The sequence below is a fragment of the Vibrio celticus genome (assembly GCF_024347335.1).
Lineage (GTDB): Bacteria > Pseudomonadota > Gammaproteobacteria > Enterobacterales > Vibrionaceae > Vibrio > Vibrio celticus.
Genome location: NZ_AP025464.1, coordinates 1,503,603 through 1,523,263, shown reverse-complemented (window position 1 = coordinate 1,523,263; position 19,661 = coordinate 1,503,603). Strand labels below are relative to the sequence as shown.

Genomic DNA, 19,661 nt, shown 5'->3' with positions numbered 1-19,661 from the left:
TTATTGTCATATGAGTGAAATATAACTGCCACGTAAATACACTCGAACTGTCAAATAACTTACGGCAAACCGTCATATTCCGGCTATAGCATACAAAACGAACTTACTGACCTAGTCCAGAAGGATAGAGACAATGAAAACTTTGCTTAGCCGTTCAACTGTATCGCCAGCTAAATTAATCGGTTCACCTGCAAAATTGATAGGCGCAACGCTAATAACGGCAACACTTTCAATGCCAGCGATGGCGAAGGATGCTGATCTTGAGTCACTGATTGAAGCCGCTCAAAAAGAGGGTGCGGTTTACAGTGTGGGTATGCCAGACAGTTGGGCAAACTGGAAAGGCACATGGACTGACCTGAAAGCAAACTACGGTTTGAAGCATCAGGATACCGATATGAGCTCGGCGCAAGAGATCTCGAAATTTGAAGCAGAGAAGAAAAACGCAACCGCTGATATTGGTGATGTGGGTTTCGCATTCGCACGTGTGGCCGTAAAGAAAAACGTCACTCAGCCATACAAACCAACCACTTGGAATGACATTCCAGACTGGGCAAAAGACAAAGATGGTCATTGGGCTCTGGCTTACACTGGCACCATCTCTTTCATTTCCAACAACAACCTTGTTGAAGATGCGCCGAAAACTTGGAGTGACTTACTAGAAGGTGACTACAAAGTCACAGTGGGCGATGTCGGTGTAGCAGCGCAAGCAAACAACGCGATTCTAGCAGCTGCATTTGCTAACGGTGGTGACGAGTCAAACCTAAAACCGGCGATTAAATTCTTTGGTGAATTAGCGAAGCAAGGCCGTCTGTCTTACACCGACCCAAGCATCGCTAATCTTGAAAAAGGCGAAGTGGAAGTGGCAATCATGTGGGACTTCAACGCACTGAACTACCGCGACAAGATCGACCGTGAGCGCTTTACTGTAAGCATTCCACAAGATGGCTCAGTGATCTCTGGTTACACCACCATCATCAACAAATACGCACAAAACCCGAATGCGGCGAAGTTGGCTCGTGAATACATCTTCAGCGACCAAGGCCAAATCAACCTAGCAGAAGGTTACGCACGTCCAATCCGTAGCAACGTTACGCTGCCTAAATCAGTGCAAGACAAGCTGATATCGAACGAGCAATACAGCAATGTTCACCCAGTGACTGACTTCTCAGCATGGGAAAAATCAGCACGTCGCCTGCCGCGTCAATGGCAAGAAAGCGTATTGATTCACCAGCAATAACCCCCGCTTAACACGCTACCTGTAGGTGGCTTATAGAAACAAGCAATAGAGAATAGACCATGAGCAATAAGGTTATCCTTGTTGTTCTAGATGGACTGAATTATCAGGTAGCCCGTGATTGCATGGGCTACCTGAACGGTCTTCTAGAACTTAGTGACTCGAAAAACAGTAACCACAGCGTTCCTCTGAGCCAACAGGGCACTTCGCAAATCATAAGCACGCAAAAAAACAAGCTGCGCGCCACGCTTTACCCTGTGCAATGTGAATTGCCGTCCATGTCACGCCCACTGTATGAATGCATCTTAACTGGGGTTCGCCCTGTCGAGAGTGGCATCGTTAACAATCAAATCGTGCGTTTGTCGAATCACGAGTCGATCTTTAGCTTGGCGAAATCGCAGGGCAAAGTGACGGCAGCGGCGGCCTATCACTGGGTGAGTGAGTTGTATAACCGCGCGCCATTTGATGCTGTGCGTGACCGTTTTACCAACGATGAGACCATGAACATTCAACATGGCTGTTTCTACCACTGGGATCACTACCCAGATGAAGCCTTGTTCTTGGATGCCGAGCACCTGCGCGTGACTCATCAGCCTGATTTCTTATTGATTCACCCAATGAACATTGACGATATTGGACACAAGCATGGGTTGGATTCTCGCCAGTACCGCAATAGTGCACGTGGCGCGGATATTTACCTATCAAACTATCTTGAGAAATGGGTAGACGATGGTTATCAAGTGATCATCACCAGTGACCATGGCATGAACAATGACTTGTCTCACGGTGGTATTTTGCCTGAAGAGCGTGAAGTGCCTTTCTTTGTGATTGGCGATAAGTTCACACACCAAGAGTGTTCAGTGAAACAGACCGACATCTGCGGCTGCGTGTGTCAGTTACTCAACCTTGAGCACGATAAATCTTACACTCAGGAATTGTTGGCCCTATGAGCAGTTCTGTAATCACGCAGAGCGATGGCTCTGCGCTTCAACCCAAAACCAAATCTTTGTTTCAACGCCTCAAGCCCGCTTTGTGGCTTGCGCCTTTCGCCCTGTTTTTCTATCTGTTCCAACTGGCTCCCATGGTTTGGGTGCTGATCAACAGCTTCTTCTATGACGATGAGCTCTCTCTCGAAAACTATTCTGAAATATTCGATTCTGCTTTCATGATGCAGGCTTTTGGCAACAGTTTATGGTTGTCGATTTGGTCGAGCATTGTTGGCTTGGCGATTGCGACTCTGTTGGTCTCTTCATTGCGCCGTGTTGATTCTAAAATCCGCGATGCGGTGATCGCGTTTACCAACATGAGCAGCAACTTCTCTGGTGTGCCTTTGTCGTTCGCCTTCATCATCATCCTTGGTACTAATGGTGCGATCACCTTATTGCTTAAGCAGTACGGTTTACTGGGCGATTTTGACTTGTACGGCAAGTGGGGTTTGCTGGCGATTTACATCTACTTCCAGATCCCATTAGCGGTGTTGTTGCTGTATCCAGCGTTCGATGCCTTGAGTGACGACTGGCAAGCCGCTTCGGCATTGCTTGGCGCGAAAACTTGGCAATACTGGACCAAAATAGCACTGCCTGTGTTGTCGCCTGCCTTGTTCGGCACCTTCATCATCTTGATTGCCAACGCGATTGGCGCCTATGCGAGTGTGTATGCGTTGACCTCGGGCAACTACAACGTGATTACGATTCGAATTGCGAGCTTGGTATCGGGCGACCTGTTCCTAGAACCAAACCTGGCTGCTGCAATTTCCGTGATTCTGATGGCGATGCTGGCCTTCATCACAGTGATTAACCAATGGCTGATCAGTAAAAGCTACGCAGGGAAGAGAAAGTAATGAACACCGTAAATACTCGCTTTCATAAAACGGTTGTCTATTCGATTGTCGGCATCATGATGATCCCGATCTTGGCGACCTTTATCTACTCGATCTCTTCTCGTTGGGGCGCGACGATCCTGCCGGATGGCTTCACGTTAGATTGGTATATCAACCTGCTGACCGATCCTCGCTTCTTACAAGCCTTTGGTCGTTCACTGTTTATCTGTGTGGCAGCGCTGTCATTGAGTGTGGTGTTGGTTCTGCCTGCGATTTTCGTGGTGTTTTACTATTTCCCGAAGCTAGACAAGGTGATGAATATCCTGATCTTATTGCCGTTCGCGGTGCCGCCAGTAGTGTCGTCAGTCGGCTTGCTTCAGCTGTATGCAGACAGCGAAATCTCACTGATAGGCACGCCGTGGATTTTGATTGGTACTTACTTCACCATCGCGCTGCCATTCATGTACCGCGCGATTGCCAACAGCTTTGAAGCGATTAACTTGCATGACTTGATGGATGCAGCACATCTGCTCGGCGCAAGCACCACCAAGGCGTTCTTGTTGATTATTCTGCCAAACCTTAAGAAAGGCTTAATGGCATCGCTGTTCTTGTCGTTCTCGTTCCTATTAGGCGAGTTCGTGTTCGCCAACATCTTGGTGGGTACACGTTACGAGACGCTGCAAATCTACCTATACAACATGCGTCAAACCAGTGGCCACTTCACGTCAGCCCTTGTGATGACGTACTTCCTGTTTATTTTCTTACTGACTTGGTTGGCAAGTCGTTTCAGCCAGGGAACAAAATAATGAGCTATGTAAATGCGAAAAACCTCACCAAAAGCTTTGGTGACAACACGGTGTTTGAAGATATTGAATTTTCCATCGAGAAGGGCGAATTCATTACTCTGCTTGGTCCGAGTGGCTGTGGCAAATCGACTCTCCTGCGTAGCTTAGCAGGACTGAATCCTGTTGATGGTGGCGAGATCTGGGTTAACGGCGAAGAGATTACTCACCAAGTGCCACAACAGCGTGGCATCGGCATGGTGTTTCAATCTTATGCGCTGTTCCCAAACATGACGGTTGAAGGCAATATTGCGTTTGGCCTCAAGATGAAAAAGCTTGCTGCTGACGAGATTAAACGTGAAGTAGCGAAAGTGATTGGGCTGGTGGACTTAACGGGCAAAGAGAAATTCTACCCGCATCAGTTATCGGGCGGCCAGCGTCAGCGTGTCGCCTTGGCAAGAGCCTTGGTGGTCAAGCCGCGTATTCTATTGCTCGATGAACCGCTTTCTGCACTGGATGCGAAAATCCGTAAACACCTACGCCAACAGATCCGAGATATTCAAAAAGAGATGAACCTGACCACGATCTTCGTGACTCATGATCAGGAAGAGGCGATGATCATGTCTGACCGTATCTTCTTGATGAACAAAGGCGAGATCGTACAAGCGGGGACACCCGAAGAGATCTACACTCAACCTGCCAATGAGTTCGTAGCGGGTTTCATGGGGCACTACAACTTGGTGCAGGCGAACAAAGCCAAGCAGCTGTTCAATATTGAAACCGAGTGGAAAGTGGCGATTCGCCCTGAATCTATCTACGTTAAAGAGCAAGGTCGACAATATGGCGAGCATATCTCTGCGCCGAAAACGGGCACTATTCGTAACCACCAGTTACTGGGTAATGTGATTCGCTACCAAGTGGACGTCGATGAATGTGAATTAACCGTTGACTTACTTAACCGTTCCTCTGAACGACTGTTGGCAAACGGCAGCCAACTTGAACTCCTGTTTAACCTTAACGAAATTCAACCCGTGAGAGCCTAAGATGTTCAAACCTTTGTATGTATTTGATATGGATGAAACGCTGATCAATGCTGATGCAGCGATGCTCTGGAATGAGTTCTTGGTTGAAAAGGGCATTGCCACAGCGCCCAACTTTATTGAAGAAGACAAGCGCCTAATGGGCCTGTATTCGGAAGGCAAACTGAACATGGAAGATTACCTCACGTTTTCTATGCAGCCATTAGCCGATATGCCAACAGAGCAAGTGACTGCCTTGGTGGAAGAGTGTGTTGAACAGCATATTTTGCCTAAACAGTTCAAGCAGTCGAAACCTTTGATTGAGCAGCTTGAGAATGATGATATCGATATGTTGATCATCTCTGCCAGCGTGACTTTTTTAGTAGAAGCGGTCGGCCGTAAGATTGGTATCGAGAATGCACTCGGTATTGATTTGATTGAAAACCAAGGCCGTTTTACGTCTCAAATCTCAGGTGTGCCAAGCTACCGTGAAGGCAAAGTGACGCGTTTAAAAGAGTGGTTAGATAATCAAGAAACCAACTACTCAGATATCCACTTTTATACGGATTCAATCAACGACTTACCTTTGTGTGAACACGCTGATTTTGCTTATTTGGTGAACCCATGTCCGCGTTTGAAAGCGTTAGCCGATCAACCGAATTGGTCGATTCTCAACTGGGATTAAATTGAATCTTATATTCAAATTAGGTTCGTTCTAGAACTCATCAAGCCGCTGACTACAGCGGCTTTTTTGCATCATCAATCTAATGTTCGATTTATCACCTTAGCTGATAAAATTGCGTATGTAACAATTCGATAACATCTCTTGCTTTGCTGTAAATCAAACCACCACTCTTCAATCCCTTGATAGCACTCACTTTCCTGTTGTGAGGGTTTGCGTGTAATAATTATTTTACAAATTGACGGGGTTTCATTGAAATTGCCCATTTTCCTCCATCCATTTCATTATTTCCGCTTGTGGGCCAAATTTAATTAAGGACAAAAAATACACAACACAAAACCAATAGGTACAAGGAGAAAGTTCATGGTGGATACATACAACCCGCTTGGTACGGATGGATTCGAGTTTGTTGAATACACGGCCGTTGACCACAAGGGAATTGAGCAACTTAAAGCACTGTTTGTGTCACTTGGTTTTGCTGAGGTCGCCAAGCATCGCTCAAAAGAGGCTTGGCTGTATCGACAAGGTGACATCAACTTCATTGTTAATGAACAGCCACACAGCCAAGCGGAAGCGTTCGCTAAAGTGCATGGGCCATCGGTGTGCGGCATGGCCTTTCGTGTCAACGAAGCAACAGCTGCAATGGAACAAGCGTTTAAGGGCGGTGGTGAAGAGTACAAAACAGAAATAGGGCCGATGGAGCTGAGTATTCCTGCCATTTACGGCATCGGTGAAAGCCTGCTCTATTTTGTGGATCGTTATGGCAAGCAGAGCATCTATGATGTCGATTTCCGATTCTATGACGATGCGGAACAACGCATGGCCGAAGCCAATGTTGGCTTGTATGAAATCGACCATCTCACGCACAACGTGAAACAAGGCAATATGGATGTATGGTCTGGGTTCTATGAGCGTCTGGGCAACTTCCGCGAGATTCGCTACTTCGATATTGAAGGTAAGCTGACAGGCCTTGTGAGCCGCGCCATGACCTCACCGTGTGGCAAAATCCGAATTCCAATCAATGAGTCTTCCGACGACAAATCACAAATCGAAGAGTTCATTCGCGAATACAACGGCGAAGGCATCCAACACATCGCACTCGCCACCGATGACATCTACAAAACCGTGAAGACTCTGCGTGATCGCGGTATGGACTTTATGCCAACTCCTGACACCTACTATGAGAAAGTTGACGATCGTGTGAAAGGCCACGGGGAAGATACCGATTTGCTGCGTGATCTACGCGTTCTGATTGATGGCGCGCCGACCAAAGACGGCATCTTGCTGCAAATTTTCACACAGACAGTAATCGGGCCAGTGTTCTTTGAAATCATTCAGCGTAAAGGCAACGAAGGCTTTGGCGAAGGTAACTTCAAGGCGCTGTTTGAATCGATTGAAGAGGACCAGATTCGTCGAGGAGTATTAGACGATGCATAAATGGATCTCGTTTCCTCATCGGGAGGGGGTGTGCTCTAAACAAGCGCACGCCGATTTTCCCGAAGAGGCAATTTATGAGCGAGAGGCGGGCCGAAGTGGATTCTTCGGCCCTGCCGCTCATTTTCATCACCAACATGCCCCAACAGGTTGGTCGGAGTGGGAGGGCGATCTGCGCCCTCGCGCTTTTGATTTTACGCTGGTGGAAAAAGCCAGCCAGATAACCCCTTGGGCGGTGCCTCATCTTTTGCACAATGCGGACTGCAAAATCCGTGTGTGGCGCATGGATGAGAAGATGGATTTCTTGGTGCGTAATTCTGATGGTGATGAGCTGCTGTTCATTCATCAAGGCAGCGCCGATCTCTATTGTGACTATGGTCATCTAGCGGTGAGTGAAGGGGATTATGTAATGATCCCGCGTTCGACCAACTGGCGCTTAGAGCCAAGTGAGCCGATGTTCATCTTGATGATTGAGAACACAGACGCGGCTTACACCTTGCCAGAGAAAGGCATGGTCGGCAATCACGCGGTGTTTGATCCGGCGGTGCTCGACATCCCTTCAATCAATGATCAATTCCGCGCTCAGTATTCAGAAAATCAAACTCAGGTTCAGGTGAAACACCACGACAAAGTCAGTGTGATCACCTATCCGTTCAATCCATTAGATGCAATTGGCTGGCATGGCGACTTAGCGGTGGTGAAAGTGAATTGGCGTGATATCAGACCGCTGATGTCACATCGTTACCACTTGCCACCGTCTGCACACACCACCTTTGTTGGCGCAGGCTTTGTGGTGTGTACCTTTGTGCCACGCCCGATTGAGAGCGATCCTGGCGCATTGAAAGTGCCGTTTTACCATAACAATGACGACTACGACGAAGTGCTGTTCTATCACGCTGGTGACTTTTTTAGCCGTGACAATATTGAAGCGGGCATGGTGACTTTCCACCCAGCGGGCTTCACGCATGGGCCTCACCCAAAGGCTTTCAAGGCGGGTCAGGCGCATAAGAAGAAGTTCACCGACGAAGTGGCGGTGATGATTGATACTCGCCACGCGCTGCAGTTCTCTGAGGAACTCGATAGCGTTGAAAACAAAGAATATGTCTACAGTTGGCAAGAGAAATAAGGGACAAGGATGAAATTAGCAACCAAGAAAAATGGCACTCGTGATGGGCTGTTGATGGTCGTAAGTAAAGATCTTAAACAGTGCGTAGCTGCCACCGAAATCTTCCATGCAATGCACCTTGCACCCACCATGCAGGTGGCTTTGGATAACTGGGACAGCGTTGCACCTCAGTTAGAAGAGTTATACACCTCGTTAAACAACGGACATGTCACAGGCAGTGAAGTGTTTGCATCTCAGTATTGTGAATCACCTCTGCCACGCGCATATCAATGGGCTGATGGCAGTGCTTATGTAAACCACGTTGAACTGGTGCGTAAGGCGCGTGGTGCTGAAATGCCAGAAAGCTTCTGGGTCGACCCATTAATGTATCAAGGCGGCTCAGACGCGTTTATCGGTCCTCGTGACAACATCGAATTTGCTAGCGACGAGTGGGGCATTGATTTCGAGGGTGAGGTTGCGATTGTGACCGGTGATGTACCGATGGGCGCTAGCGCTAAACAAGCGCACGATTCGATTCGCTTGCTGATGTTGGTGAACGATGTGTCTTTACGTGGTTTGATTCCAGCAGAGCTCGCGAAAGGCTTTGGTTTCTTCCAATCTAAGCCTTCTTCAGCGTTTTCTCCGGTCGCAGTGACACCTGACGAGCTTGGTGAACAGTGGAAAGGCAGCAAGGTTCATCTACCGTTGATATCGACCTACAACGACCAGCCTTTTGGTTGTCCGAATGCGGGCGTCGATATGACTTTCAATTTTGCCGAACTAGTTGTGCATGCAGCGAAAACTCGACCATTATCGGCAGGCGCGATCATAGGTTCAGGCACGGTATCGAATAAGCAAGGCACTGACCACGGCACCTCAATTGCCGAGGGCGGCGTGGGTTATTCATGCATAGCTGAAGTTCGTATGATTGAGACCATCCGTGATGGTAAGCCTTCGACTCAATTCATGTCGTTTGGTGACTCGATCAAGCTTGAGATGTTTGATGCTGCAGGTCATTCTATTTTTGGCGCGATAGACCAAAAAGTGAGCCAGTATCGAGCGCTATAATCCACATAATAGGATTTCTGTATGAGCGAGAGCATCGTGAACAAGAGCATTATACTTTACGGTTACTGGCGCTCTTCCGCTGCCTATCGAGTACGTATTGGGTTGAACCTAAAGCAACTCAACTATGAGTCTAAATCGGTGCACTTGGTGCGTAATGGCGGCGAGCAGCATGACCCACAATATCGTGAGCTCAACGCCAGTGAATTGGTGCCCGTGCTGGTGGATGGTGACGTTCAACTCAATCAGTCGCTGGCTATTCTTCAATATCTCGATGAACACTATTTGTGTGAGAGCAGCCCAGACTCCTTGTTGATTCCTGAGCAAACACCACTGCGCTATCAAGCGTTGGCGTTGGCTCAGGATATTGCGATAGAAATTCATCCTCTTAATAACTTGCGTGTGTTGCAGTACTTGGAGCGAGAATTGTCGTGTGAGCAAGAGGCGAAAATGGATTGGCTTCACTATTGGATGAGCCAAGGTTTTTCAGCTTTAGAAGAGAAGCTTTCTAAGCATCGTCAAACACACGGTGATTCAGTTTATAGCCTTACCGATTCACCATGCATTGTCGATATTTGCTTGGTGCCGCAGGTGTATAACGCGCTGCGCTTTGGCGTTGATATGTCGCCTTATCCGCTAATTAATTCGATTGTCGAAGCGTGTAATCAGTTGCCCGCTTTTATCGATGCGATGCCAGAGAATCAAGCGGATGCGAATGTACCGATGTAAGCGAATAGCAACAATTAACAACTGGCTTTACTGCAATAGCTTATACACAGCCTGACATTTAAGAGCCTGAATAAATGCCAAATCAGGTTCTGCGTACCTTCAATATGGGAGAAATGCGGGTGTAGGTTTGAGTACCGTGTTGATTTGACCAGATCTGGTTGAGCTTTTCCATCACGGTCTTGGCTATCTCATTGACCGGTTGGGCAATGGTTGTGAGCTGGTAACCCTGCCACGCCGCTTGGGGAACATTATCACAGCCAACGATTCTTAACTGTTCTGGCACTGGGATACGAGCGATATCGCGACAGCTGTCCAAGACGCCCATAGCGAGCGCATCTGAAGCGCAAAAAATGCCGTCAAGCTCACGAATGGCTTCTATCTCTCGAATAGCCAACTCAAAACCGGCTGAATAGCCGTAGCTGTGCGCGCACAAACGTTCAGGGATAAAGCCAAGCTGCTCTTCAACGACGTTTTTAAAGCCTTGATAGCGTTCATTTGAGGCTGACCCGTCTTGCCGACCAGCAATAAATCCGAGCTTTGTTATACCGAGGCGAATCAAGTGTTCAGCAGCAAGGCGACCAGCTTGAACATTGTCGGTTTGAACAGAGGGAATGATGCCTCGTTCGTCCGCTCGTCCCAGTGTCACAAGGGGTAGAGAGAGCTTTAGGCATTGTTCAAATCCTTCGACAGGGAGAGATCCTGCGACAGCAATTACGCCATCAACCTGATAACCAGAGAGGCGTAATATGGCTTGCTCTAAGTCCTGCTCGTGCTTAACGTTGAGTAGCATAGGCTGCTTGCCATGTTGTTGAAGTATGTTGGAGAGGATCTCAAATAAATGCGACTGATACGGGTTTGAAAAGTCGCTGATCAATATGGCTACTAAGTTTGACCGTTTTTTTTGTGCAGGGGTACTTAAGGTTCGAGCAAAGAAGTTGGGTTGATAGCCCAGTGTTTTTGCCGCCTCAAGAATTCGATCTCGTTTGTCGGCTTGAATGCTTGCACCTTCGGTAAATGCTCTTGAAACAGCGGATCGTGAGACACCTACATGCTCGGCAACATCCAGTGCGGTAACGGTCTTTTTCGTGCTATTAATAAATGGACTCCTTTCGAACTTTCTGGCTTACATCGTGGCCATCAGATGGCTGGCACAATTGTTCCAGTATTGATCCTTTGGGCCATGCCCACACTGGGCCAGTATAAGTGGTGGTGAGTGACGGGGCTACCACTAAGTCTGCTTCGGCGCAGATTAATTGGGCCGCGAGAACATCCCAAATATACACGTGTCCCATGTAGCATCCGTCCAGTTCTCCGCAGGCTACTTGTGTCATTGACCAAGCAGCGGAACCACTCACTCGAACCTGATGGCCGTTCTCAATGAGCCATTCTGTGTTGCGTAAGTAGCCGTTGGCAACCTTTGGTTGGTAATTAAGATTTAGCCCTATGACTAATTCTTTGTCTGAAAGTGGCCTTGGCCTTAAAGGGCGGGTCTCTCCATTTTTAATTTCGTAGGCTCCTTGCCCGCGACTGGCGACGACCACTCGCTTTTGTATTGGGTTTGCGATCACGCCAATACACGCGCCATTTTGGTCTAGAAAGGCGATGCTAATAACAAAGTCGCCATGCCCGTAGAGAAAATTTGTCGTGCCATCAATGGGGTCTATTACCCAGCAAGGGGCGATTAACTTCCCACCAAGCTCCTCGCCAAAGAAGTGATGCGTAGGGTAAGCGTGGCTTAGTGCTTGGCGAATGAACTGTTCTACCTCTCGGTCAGCTTCAGATACCCAGTCGTGGTGTCCCTTTGACTCCACTGACAGATCATGTCGATTGTTGAACCATGTCATTGCAATGGTTGCCGCGTCGTTAGCTATCTCGATAACGGTGTTTAACATGGCATTAAGTTCGTCACGTGATTGAACTCGATTTGGACTTGAGCAGTTTGAACCTGGTTGATTAAGCGACATTACCGTTTCCCCAATGATTGATAGCAACCAGAATCTCGTCTTCTTTTGCCAACTCGAACTCAGTACGATGATAGATTGCAATTGAAAGCGGCGAGCGTAACGCTGGTTCTATATGATAGAGTTTCCACTGACTGCCAGGTTTTACTTCAACATTGGAGAGTTGCGCCCACGATCCGTGACTGGTATGAGGTTCGATCGTCTCGCATTCAGCAAAGACTAGATCGCTCTCGCAGGCCAGTTTTAAGCTTTTCCCAGTTAATTGACCATCCCCAGAGTAGAGGAGTTGATAGCCTAGAGAGGTGGTTAAATGCAGGCTCAAATTACTGACTGCATGCTGTGTCGGTGCGGTTTGAGCATCCCAAGGTCCAATCTTCGTTAACGTTTCACTCTCACACCATTCGATCTCATAACCCAAGGCATCAACAGGCCAATGTGCAAAATGAGCTAAAGGTTCGATAATCGCCTTTTGTTCACGTTGAACAATGATTTTGATTGGTCGTGAGCGTTGCTTTGAGTCCATCCAATTGAGCAGTGTGGTTAACCCCAAGCAGTGATCGGGGTGCGAATGGGTAATGTAGATGGCATCGAGTTCATGGCAACTTATATTGCAGCGAAATAAGGCAGCTGGCACCGTTGGGCCGCAGTCAATTAATAACGAGTAATCGCGTTGCTTGACGATAACACTGGCGTTAATATGCTCTCCATCATAAGCATCCCCAATCCCAAGTGTGTGTACCTTAAAATCATGCGGCATGAGAAACCTCGATATCGAGTACTCGTTCATCGTTGTCGTCAAACCAATGTTGCACTGAATCAGGCAGGTTGATAGGCAGAGCGTCACCCACGTCATACAGTTCATCACTTTCTACAATGAAGGCTGAACCGTTCAAATGCCCATAATAGAGACGGGCATAACCGAGCGGCTCCATGACTTCTACAGTCATTGTGCAATTTGGGTTAATGGAGTCGACACAAACCTGACTAGGGCGCAGTCCGACGGATACAGCCCCTTTTGGCACTAAGCCTTTATGAGTGAGCGCCTCATAGGTGTCAGCTGGCAGAAAGTTCATGACTGGCGAGCCAATGAATGAGGCAACGAATTTGTTCTGTGGTCTGTTATACAGATCCTCAGGCGTTCCTATTTGTTCAATCGATCCTTTGTTAAGCACCACGATTTTATCCGCTAGTGTCATGGCCTCCACTTGATCATGGGTCACGTAAACCATAGTGGACTTGAGCTTCTGATGTAGTTGCTTTAAATAAAGGCGCATTTCACTGCGCAGTTTAGCGTCTAGATTAGATAGCGGTTCATCAAATAGGAAAAGTTCAGGATTTCTTACAATGGCTCGGCCAATGGCTACTCGTTGTTTTTGACCACCAGAGAGCTCACTGGGTAAGCGCTCTAGAAGGGGAGTGAGTTGCAAGCTTTCGGCTGTGGACTGCACCAGTGAATCGATGGTCTCTTTGGATTCCCCTGCCATCTTGAGCGGAAAGCCAATGTTCTTTTTTACCGTCATGTGCGGATAGAGAGCGTACGACTGAAATACCATCGCAACTTCACGCTCAGAAGGGTGTACGCGATTCAAAATATGCTCGTTGAGCGTCATGGTGCCCTTGGTAATGCTTTCTAAACCAGCAATCATGCGAAGAAGCGTCGATTTTCCGCAACCTGATGGGCCTACAAACACGACAAATTCACCGTCGTTGATGGTCAAGTTAACCTCAGGGATCACAATGTGGTCACCGTAGGTTTTATGGATATTTTTTAGTTTTAGTTTTAGTTTTAGTTTCGTCATGATTAATTCCTTATTTCAATTCCTATTTCAGGCCCATCGAAAAGCCGCGCAGCAGGTATTTCTGCATATAGCTGGCAAGAAAAAGCATAGGAACAGAGGAGATAATGCCTATCACCATAAGCTCGCCCCATGCGGTGCCGTCTTCTGTCATGAAGTTAGAAATGAACAGCGGGATGGTAAATTTGTCCGGTGTGTGCACGAAAAGAAGAGAGAATAAAAACTCGTTCCATCCCAAAATCATGGCGAAAATAGACGTGGCAACCAAACCTGGGGCACAGAGTGGAAATACAATATATTGAAGGCGTTTGAACAAGTGAGCGCCATCCATTGAGCCTGCTTCTTCAATCTCTAAAGGGACGTCACGAATGAAGCCTAGCAGCATCCAGATACAAAAGGGCAGGGTGTAAACCTGATACGCCAATACCAGCCCAAGCTTGCTATTTAGTAACCCGAATTGGTTCATTAACGAGTACAACGGAATGGCGACCACAATCGGTGGCATCATTTTGATGATTAACACCGACAATAAAAACAGGTTGTCCAGTTTGGCTGGAAAGCGGTATCGAACCAACGCGTAAGCAGCGAAGAATGCCACAATGACGGAAACCACCGTTGCAGATAGCGATACCAGTACGGTATTACTGATTAGAGTAAACAGCTCCCCTTGCCATACCTTTAGAAAGGAGTCGAAGCTCAGTGTCGAAGGCAATAATGCGGTCCCAGAATGTAAGATTTCCGCGGGTGACTTAAAGGCAGTACCGAACATCCAAATGATCGGAAGTATAAATAGGCCGGTCGCAGCCCAGACGAAAAAAATATGAAGGCGTGTATTCATTTTTTGCCTCCTTTCATTACGCGTTTCGCATAGATAAGAGTCATAGAGAGTGAGATAGCGAGCATGACCAGTGATGAGGCGCTTGCCATTCCTAAGTCAAAGAATCGGAAACCGTATTTGTAGACAAACATCGATAAGGTTTCTGTGGCGTTCCCCGGGCCTCCTCCCGTCATCACGTACACCTTGTCAAATAGCTTAAAGGTGTCTATCGAGCGTAGAAGAAAGGCCAATAATATCTGTTTCTGGATGAGCGGTAAGGTGATGTAAAACGTCGATTTCCAGCCTTTTGCACCATCGACCATCGCGGCTTCATTGATGTCTTTCGGCACCGATTGTAATCCCGCGAGAATGATGAGAAATGCCATTGGCGTCCACTGCCAAGTATCAACCATGGCAATGGCAAATAGAGCTAAGTTAGGGTTAAACAACCACTCTTGTGCAGGCAGTCCAATCGACACCAAAACGGCGTTCAGAAGGCCGAAATCATAGTGGTACCAAGAGCGCCATATAGAAGAGCAAACTAAGGTCGAGATCATCATCGGGTAGATGATAATGGGCAGAGCGAATCGTCGACCAGGAAATTGGCGATGAAACAGCAAGGCTAATGCCAAACCAAGCAGCACCTGAGCGGTTGAGGCTACCAGTGTAAAAACGAACGTGTTTTTTATCGCAACGATGAAGAAGAAGTCATTGAAGAGTTCGCTGAAGTTCGCGAAGCCAATGAATTGATAGCCGGCACGTTCACTGTCTAAGCTGAAGAACGCATTGTAAAGTACCGACAAAATTGGGTAGACCGTGAGTAAGCCAAGCACAAGCATTGCAGGGAGCAACAAAACAGTGAGCTGCTTACGATTTTCAAACAACATACAAAAGCCTAAAAGCAGCCATCGGCATCAACGACACAGGTCAATACCGATGGCATTCATTATGAGTGATTACGATTTAACAATACGATTGATGCGAGTATGAGCTTGCTTAAGGGCTTGCTCCGGACTCATTTGCCCCATCATTGCTAACTGTAAGAAGTCACCTAAGATACTTTCCACTTCCGCCCAGTTATGGATTCTAGGACGAGCCTTACCTGTTGAGAGTGCTTTGGCTTGTTGTGGATACCAACGATACTTGCTCACCACTTCGTCATCAAAGTAAATGCTGTTACGCGTTGGTGGCATGCCGTAGTCGAGAGCGAGAGCTTTTTGAATATCGGCGCTGGTTGCAAATTTTAAGAATGCCTCTGCTTCTTGCTTGTTGTTTGAGTCTGAAGGAATGGCGAGCTGCCAAATACCTAGCATTGGCGCAGGGCTTCCTACTTCTGCTGGCGGTGCCATTATCTCCATATCACCCACAACGTTGGATACGTCAGCGTTATCTAGATTTGGCACCCAGGCTGGCCATACTTCAATCGCCATTGCCGCTGTCCCTTTTTGCAGCGAATCACGTACTTCATCAGCGTTGTAAACATCGACGCCTCTCGGCGCAAATTGCTTCATTGCTAGGAAGGTTTCTAATGCTTCTACAGCCTTTTTAGAGTCGAGAGTTGAACGGCCATTCTCGTCGACCACATCAGCGCCATATCCCCAAAGTACAGGTAGGAAACCCGTCACGATAGGGTTGCCTTTTACGCCACGAAAAACCACGCCATTAGTGTCACTTGATTCACTGATGGTTTTTGCTGAATTGAGCACGTCTGTCCATGACGTTGGCTCTGACAGATCATGTTTTGCAAATTCAGCACGATTCCATGCGAACATCGCAACGTTCCCCACCATTGGCATCGCATAAGCAGGGCCGCTTGCATCTGGGTAGCGGCCAATATCAAATGACGCTTGAACAAAGTCAGTATCCTCTACTGAGCTAGACAGTGGTGCTAACCATTGATTGGTTAAAAACTCAGGTGCCCACGTATCGTCCATAAGGATCACATCGTAATGACCCGTTTGCTCACGCATAGAAAGAACCGTACTTTCATACAGTCCTTTGGTAGGGCGTTTAACCAAGGTTACCTTCGTCTCTGGCTTAACCTTGTTGTACTCACTCACTACAAATTCCATGGCTTCGCCATAGCTGCTATCGCGACTTGCAATGACCAGTTCACTTGCATTGACCAATGGTGTTGTGGCGAGAATTGCCGAGGCAATGATTGCTTTTCGGAACATGACGTTCTCCCTTTCCTTGATAAGTTGAGCGTTATTGCACGCGTGTTCAAATTGATGCTTGTTACCTTAGTGAAGCTAAATGTCAGATTGATGACGAAGATGTGAAACTTAAAATCATGATGGCGAAGCGATTTTAAGCTTCACTGAAATTAGATATTGGTTAATATTTATTGGTGAGTGTCATCCCAACGAGTGACTGGCAGCAGTTTGAAGCGAGTATTTGCGTTAAAATCCTGACAGGAGTAAAGGTGCCATTGTGTTCCTGCCCCGGCCGAGTATTGCCAGCTGCTGCGCAGTTTTTGTTGCCGGGACTTGAGGAGTGAGACACGTAAGGGCCAAACTCTTCGTGTTCCCATCTACCTCTATCGATCACATCCAATTCCACGATACCAAACCCCTGATCTAACCAATCCGTCAGCTTATCTCCATAGTCTTGGGTGTTATGTTGCTGCATGTAATAGATGTCACTGAATGTATGTTTACTTGGATCTACAGGTTCTACCTGAATGACTGATGCCAAGGCTTGAGAGCTTGTCAGTAAAGCTAGCTCTGGCCAAAATAACTTATGGATAATTTCTCCTTAATTTTTGCACGCCCGTTCATTGAGTGTTTACGTTAGAGAATATTGATGACTGATTGATTAAGGGTTGGTTAAATATTGTTCGCTTCAATTAGAGGTAAAAATGAGTTGAGCAATTTGTTAGAACCGCTTAAACCTGAGTTACAGTTAATACGAAGATAAAAAAGCCCTCCACGATGTTTATTCGTGGAGGGCTTTCGTTGGAAGTTACTTTCTTCTAATTGAGAGCTTGTGAGATAAGAGCGCTACAGCAAAACAACACTCTTTATCTCTTCCAAAACCTCGGCGTTAGCGATAGCCCCGAGGTTTTCTACACTCTTACCATTGATCACCTGTTTCACCGCCAACTCCACCAGCTTGCCAGAGCGTGTTTTTGGCACGTCGCTGATCGCAAATATCTGGCTTGGTACATGCCTCGGCGAACAAGAGGATTTGAGTTTGCTTTTGATGGCTGCCAATAACGTTTCATCTAGTTCCATATCTTGTTGCAGTTGAACAAACAGCCATATCTGCTCGTTGCGGTCGATGTCTTTACCGACTGCTATCGAGTCAACAACGCCCTCAATGGTGTTCACTTGTTGATAGATCTCAGCGGTACCAATTCGCACGCCACCAGGGTTGAGTGTGGTGTCGCCTCGACCGTAGAACAGATAGCCACCATGTGCGCTCTGTGCGACTTCATCACCGTGATGCCACACATTATCAAACCTATCCCAATAGGTGCTGTGATAGCGCTCTCCGGTGTCATTCCAAAAGCCTGCGGGGAAGTTGGGTAGGGAGTTGGTGCAAACTAATTCGCCCCGTTCGTGATCGACCTTTTGACCAGACGAATTGAACACCTTGATGTCGACGCCGAGCCCTGCCTGTTGGCACTCACCGCGATACACTGGCGAGATAGGGTTGCCTAAAACAAAGCAGCCACAAATATCCGTGCCGCCAGAAATGGACGCTAAATGCAGGTCTTGCTTGATGTGCTTGTAAACGTAATCGAACTGCTCTGGGTAGAGCACAGAACCGGTCGAGCACAGTGTTCTTAAGTGGGGAAGAGAGTGGCTGTCGATCGGTGAGAATTCGGCTTTCTCAATCGCTTCTAGGTATTTGGCTGAGGTGCCAAATGTCGATACGTCAGCACGCTGTGCTAAATCCCACAGAACGTTGGGTTGCGGGTAAACCGGGCTACCATCAAAGATAACCAAACAAGCACCGCTCGCGAGCGCAGAGACGTGCCAGTTCCACATCATCCAACCACAAGTGGTGTAGTAGAACACGCGATCTCTCGGCTTAATATCGCAATGAAGTTGATGCTCTTTTAGGTGATTGATGGTGGTGCCACCGACAGAATGCACAATGCACTTTGGCTTGCCTGTGGTGCCGGAAGAGTAGAGTACGAACAGTGGTTCATTGAAGCCGACACGTACAAATCGTACAGGTTGTGGCTGATAATTATTAATGATGCTGTTCCAACTTAGAATCGACACATCATGTTCAACTTTTTTCTTCTCTAAATCACGAGTCGGTTTCAAATAGCCGACCTGACACACCTGTTTTAGCGCGTTTAAGTGATCGATGATTTCACGGTTCTTGTCCGTCATATCGAACATTTTGCCATTGAAGGTGTAGCCATCACAGGTGAACAGCACCTTAGGTTTCACCTGTCCAAATCGCTCAATCACACTCTCGACGCCAAAATCAGGCGAGGTTGATGTCCAAATCGCCCCTAAGCTGGTGGTTGCCAACATAGCGACCACGGTTTGTGGCAGATAAGGGGTATAAGCGGCGACCACATCGCCTTGTCGCACGCCACAATTCACGAGCCATTGTTGAATGCTAGAGACTTCCTCATACAAGGTTTGCCATGTGTAGCTTTGCTGCTCGCCACGCTCATTCTCAAACCAAATCGCAAGTTCGTTTGGCAACGCTTTTGCTGAATGCAGTAAGTTTTCGGCGTAGTTAACTTGATCTGTCGGAAACCAGACCGCATCGCGATTCGATTTCGGCTGCTGCCAGCGGCTCTCGCCTTGAGTTTTGATGTGCTCGCTTTCTGCCTTGTTAATACAGTCTTGCGACCCCACCATTCCACAAAACTGCCACACGTTTTGCCAAAACAACTCCGGTTGCTCCACAGACCATTGATGAAGCTCCGTGTAGTTTTTCAATTTCCGCTCGAATACGCCCTGCTGATCGAGGTTATTCATAAATCGGGTTACGTTGGCGTGTGCGATACGTTGGTCACTGGGTTGCCAAATTGGCTTATTGCTCTCGTGCATTCCTTTACCTTTAACAAAAAGTTAACGATTTCAGTCTGGTATTTAGGTTTTACAAAGTCAAAAGATCAGCAAAATAAGGGGCTGTCGGAATTGTGTAAATAAAATGTTACACGATCGCCCGTTTAGAAAAATCGCGCAAATTGGCGGATATAAGGAGTGGAGATAGGCTTAAAGTGAGACATTCAAAAGGAGGT

At 47.3% G+C, this 19,661-nt stretch carries 19 protein-coding genes and 1 pseudogene; 10 read left to right on the top strand and 10 right to left on the bottom strand.

The window, feature by feature from the left end; translation table 11 throughout:
• Positions 1-133 precede the first annotated feature (133 nt).
• The 6 genes from OCV19_RS22740 to OCV19_RS22715 are packed head-to-tail and all read left to right on the top strand — an operon-like array spanning position 134 to position 5,539.
• A complete protein-coding gene (locus OCV19_RS22740; protein WP_065676068.1) occupies positions 134-1,237 on the top strand; it encodes an ABC transporter substrate-binding protein in 1,104 nt (367 codons plus the stop codon).
• A 59-nt stretch (positions 1,238-1,296) separates the two neighbouring features.
• Positions 1,297-2,184, top strand: coding sequence for an alkaline phosphatase family protein (locus OCV19_RS22735; protein ID WP_065676067.1), 888 nt, complete (start codon positions 1,297-1,299; stop codon positions 2,182-2,184).
• Positions 2,181-3,074 (top strand): ABC transporter permease, encoded by an 894-nt coding sequence (locus OCV19_RS22730; protein WP_065676066.1) that lies wholly within the window; start codon positions 2,181-2,183, stop codon positions 3,072-3,074. Before OCV19_RS22735 ends, OCV19_RS22730 begins: the two co-directional genes overlap by 4 nt.
• Positions 3,074-3,859, top strand: coding sequence for an ABC transporter permease (locus OCV19_RS22725; RefSeq protein WP_004732591.1), 786 nt, complete (start codon positions 3,074-3,076; stop codon positions 3,857-3,859). Before OCV19_RS22730 ends, OCV19_RS22725 begins: the two co-directional genes overlap by 1 nt.
• Positions 3,859-4,878, top strand: a complete 1,020-nt coding sequence (locus tag OCV19_RS22720; RefSeq protein WP_017078395.1) for an ABC transporter ATP-binding protein — start codon at positions 3,859-3,861, stop codon at positions 4,876-4,878. The genes OCV19_RS22725 and OCV19_RS22720 overlap by 1 nt, the downstream gene beginning before the upstream one ends.
• Before the next feature lies 1 nt (position 4,879).
• Positions 4,880-5,539, top strand: a complete 660-nt coding sequence (locus OCV19_RS22715; RefSeq protein WP_017091954.1) for an HAD family hydrolase — start codon at positions 4,880-4,882, stop codon at positions 5,537-5,539.
• A 94-nt stretch (positions 5,540-5,633) separates the two neighbouring features.
• On the opposite strand, the pseudogene OCV19_RS22710 reads toward OCV19_RS22715, so the two are convergent.
• A pseudogene (locus tag OCV19_RS22710) lies at positions 5,634-5,816 on the bottom strand (hypothetical protein).
• An 83-nt stretch (positions 5,817-5,899) separates the two neighbouring features.
• On the opposite strand from OCV19_RS22710, the gene hppD reads away from it, so the two are divergent.
• The 4 genes from hppD to maiA are packed head-to-tail and all read left to right on the top strand — an operon-like array spanning position 5,900 to position 9,869.
• Positions 5,900-6,973 carry a 4-hydroxyphenylpyruvate dioxygenase gene (gene hppD, locus OCV19_RS22705; protein ID WP_017091952.1) on the top strand — a complete coding sequence of 358 codons (1,074 nt, stop codon included), beginning with the start codon at positions 5,900-5,902 and terminating at the stop codon, positions 6,971-6,973.
• The gene (locus OCV19_RS22700; protein WP_065676065.1) at positions 6,966-8,096 is read left to right on the top strand and encodes a homogentisate 1,2-dioxygenase; all 1,131 of its coding nucleotides are present in this window, start codon (positions 6,966-6,968) and stop codon (positions 8,094-8,096) included. The genes hppD and OCV19_RS22700 overlap by 8 nt, the downstream gene beginning before the upstream one ends.
• A gap of 9 nt (positions 8,097-8,105) precedes the next feature.
• Positions 8,106-9,143: a fumarylacetoacetate hydrolase family protein gene (locus tag OCV19_RS22695; protein WP_065676064.1), complete on the top strand. Its 1,038-nt coding sequence runs from the start codon at positions 8,106-8,108 to the stop codon at positions 9,141-9,143.
• A gap of 21 nt (positions 9,144-9,164) precedes the next feature.
• Positions 9,165-9,869 carry a maleylacetoacetate isomerase gene (gene maiA, locus OCV19_RS22690; RefSeq protein ID WP_065676063.1) on the top strand — a complete coding sequence of 235 codons (705 nt, stop codon included), beginning with the start codon at positions 9,165-9,167 and terminating at the stop codon, positions 9,867-9,869.
• An 82-nt stretch (positions 9,870-9,951) separates the two neighbouring features.
• Here maiA and OCV19_RS22685 read toward each other — a convergent pair whose 3' ends face one another.
• The 9 genes from OCV19_RS22685 to OCV19_RS22645 all read right to left on the bottom strand — a co-directional run bounded on the left by OCV19_RS22685 (position 9,952) and on the right by OCV19_RS22645 (position 19,467).
• Complete coding sequence (locus OCV19_RS22685; RefSeq protein WP_240508213.1) at positions 9,952-10,935, bottom strand: LacI family DNA-binding transcriptional regulator; 984 nt, start codon at positions 10,933-10,935, stop codon at positions 9,952-9,954.
• A 25-nt stretch (positions 10,936-10,960) separates the two neighbouring features.
• Positions 10,961-11,833, bottom strand: coding sequence for an inositol monophosphatase family protein (locus tag OCV19_RS22680; RefSeq protein ID WP_065676061.1), 873 nt, complete (start codon positions 11,831-11,833; stop codon positions 10,961-10,963).
• Positions 11,823-12,587, bottom strand: a complete 765-nt coding sequence (locus OCV19_RS22675; protein WP_065676060.1) for an MBL fold metallo-hydrolase — start codon at positions 12,585-12,587, stop codon at positions 11,823-11,825. The genes OCV19_RS22680 and OCV19_RS22675 overlap by 11 nt, the downstream gene beginning before the upstream one ends.
• Positions 12,577-13,629 (bottom strand): ABC transporter ATP-binding protein, encoded by a 1,053-nt coding sequence (locus tag OCV19_RS22670; RefSeq protein ID WP_065676059.1) that lies wholly within the window; start codon positions 13,627-13,629, stop codon positions 12,577-12,579. Before OCV19_RS22670 ends, OCV19_RS22675 begins: the two co-directional genes overlap by 11 nt.
• Positions 13,630-13,651: 22 nt before the next feature.
• The gene (locus OCV19_RS22665) at positions 13,652-14,464 is read right to left on the bottom strand and encodes a carbohydrate ABC transporter permease (RefSeq protein ID WP_065676058.1); all 813 of its coding nucleotides are present in this window, start codon (positions 14,462-14,464) and stop codon (positions 13,652-13,654) included.
• Complete coding sequence (locus OCV19_RS22660; RefSeq protein WP_065676057.1) at positions 14,461-15,330, bottom strand: carbohydrate ABC transporter permease; 870 nt, start codon at positions 15,328-15,330, stop codon at positions 14,461-14,463. The genes OCV19_RS22665 and OCV19_RS22660 overlap by 4 nt, the downstream gene beginning before the upstream one ends.
• Positions 15,331-15,399: 69 nt before the next feature.
• The gene (locus OCV19_RS22655) at positions 15,400-16,620 is read right to left on the bottom strand and encodes an extracellular solute-binding protein (protein WP_065676056.1); all 1,221 of its coding nucleotides are present in this window, start codon (positions 16,618-16,620) and stop codon (positions 15,400-15,402) included.
• A 160-nt stretch (positions 16,621-16,780) separates the two neighbouring features.
• Complete coding sequence (locus OCV19_RS22650) at positions 16,781-17,140, bottom strand: hypothetical protein (RefSeq protein WP_261875703.1); 360 nt, start codon at positions 17,138-17,140, stop codon at positions 16,781-16,783.
• Between the two features lie 305 nt (positions 17,141-17,445).
• Positions 17,446-19,467, bottom strand: a complete 2,022-nt coding sequence (locus OCV19_RS22645; RefSeq protein ID WP_065676054.1) for an acetoacetate--CoA ligase — start codon at positions 19,465-19,467, stop codon at positions 17,446-17,448.
• Positions 19,468-19,661 lie beyond the last annotated feature (194 nt).

Coding starts and splice junctions, on each gene's coding strand:
- OCV19_RS22740 (WP_065676068.1), top strand. CDS start 134: ATGAAAACTTTGCTTAGCCGTTCAACTGTATCGCCAGCTAAATTAATC.
- OCV19_RS22735 (WP_065676067.1), top strand. CDS start 1,297: ATGAGCAATAAGGTTATCCTTGTTGTTCTAGATGGACTGAATTATCAG.
- OCV19_RS22730 (WP_065676066.1), top strand. CDS start 2,181: ATGAGCAGTTCTGTAATCACGCAGAGCGATGGCTCTGCGCTTCAACCC.
- OCV19_RS22725 (WP_004732591.1), top strand. CDS start 3,074: ATGAACACCGTAAATACTCGCTTTCATAAAACGGTTGTCTATTCGATT.
- OCV19_RS22720 (WP_017078395.1), top strand. CDS start 3,859: ATGAGCTATGTAAATGCGAAAAACCTCACCAAAAGCTTTGGTGACAAC.
- OCV19_RS22715 (WP_017091954.1), top strand. CDS start 4,880: ATGTTCAAACCTTTGTATGTATTTGATATGGATGAAACGCTGATCAAT.
- hppD (WP_017091952.1), top strand. CDS start 5,900: ATGGTGGATACATACAACCCGCTTGGTACGGATGGATTCGAGTTTGTT.
- OCV19_RS22700 (WP_065676065.1), top strand. CDS start 6,966: ATGCATAAATGGATCTCGTTTCCTCATCGGGAGGGGGTGTGCTCTAAA.
- OCV19_RS22695 (WP_065676064.1), top strand. CDS start 8,106: ATGAAATTAGCAACCAAGAAAAATGGCACTCGTGATGGGCTGTTGATG.
- maiA (WP_065676063.1), top strand. CDS start 9,165: ATGAGCGAGAGCATCGTGAACAAGAGCATTATACTTTACGGTTACTGG.
- OCV19_RS22680 (WP_065676061.1), bottom strand. CDS start 11,833: ATGTCGCTTAATCAACCAGGTTCAAACTGCTCAAGTCCAAATCGAGTT.
- OCV19_RS22675 (WP_065676060.1), bottom strand. CDS start 12,587: ATGCCGCATGATTTTAAGGTACACACACTTGGGATTGGGGATGCTTAT.
- OCV19_RS22670 (WP_065676059.1), bottom strand. CDS start 13,629: ATGACGAAACTAAAACTAAAACTAAAACTAAAAAATATCCATAAAACC.
- OCV19_RS22665 (WP_065676058.1), bottom strand. CDS start 14,464: ATGAATACACGCCTTCATATTTTTTTCGTCTGGGCTGCGACCGGCCTA.
- OCV19_RS22660 (WP_065676057.1), bottom strand. CDS start 15,330: ATGTTGTTTGAAAATCGTAAGCAGCTCACTGTTTTGTTGCTCCCTGCA.
- OCV19_RS22655 (WP_065676056.1), bottom strand. CDS start 16,620: ATGTTCCGAAAAGCAATCATTGCCTCGGCAATTCTCGCCACAACACCA.
- OCV19_RS22645 (WP_065676054.1), bottom strand. CDS start 19,467: ATGCACGAGAGCAATAAGCCAATTTGGCAACCCAGTGACCAACGTATC.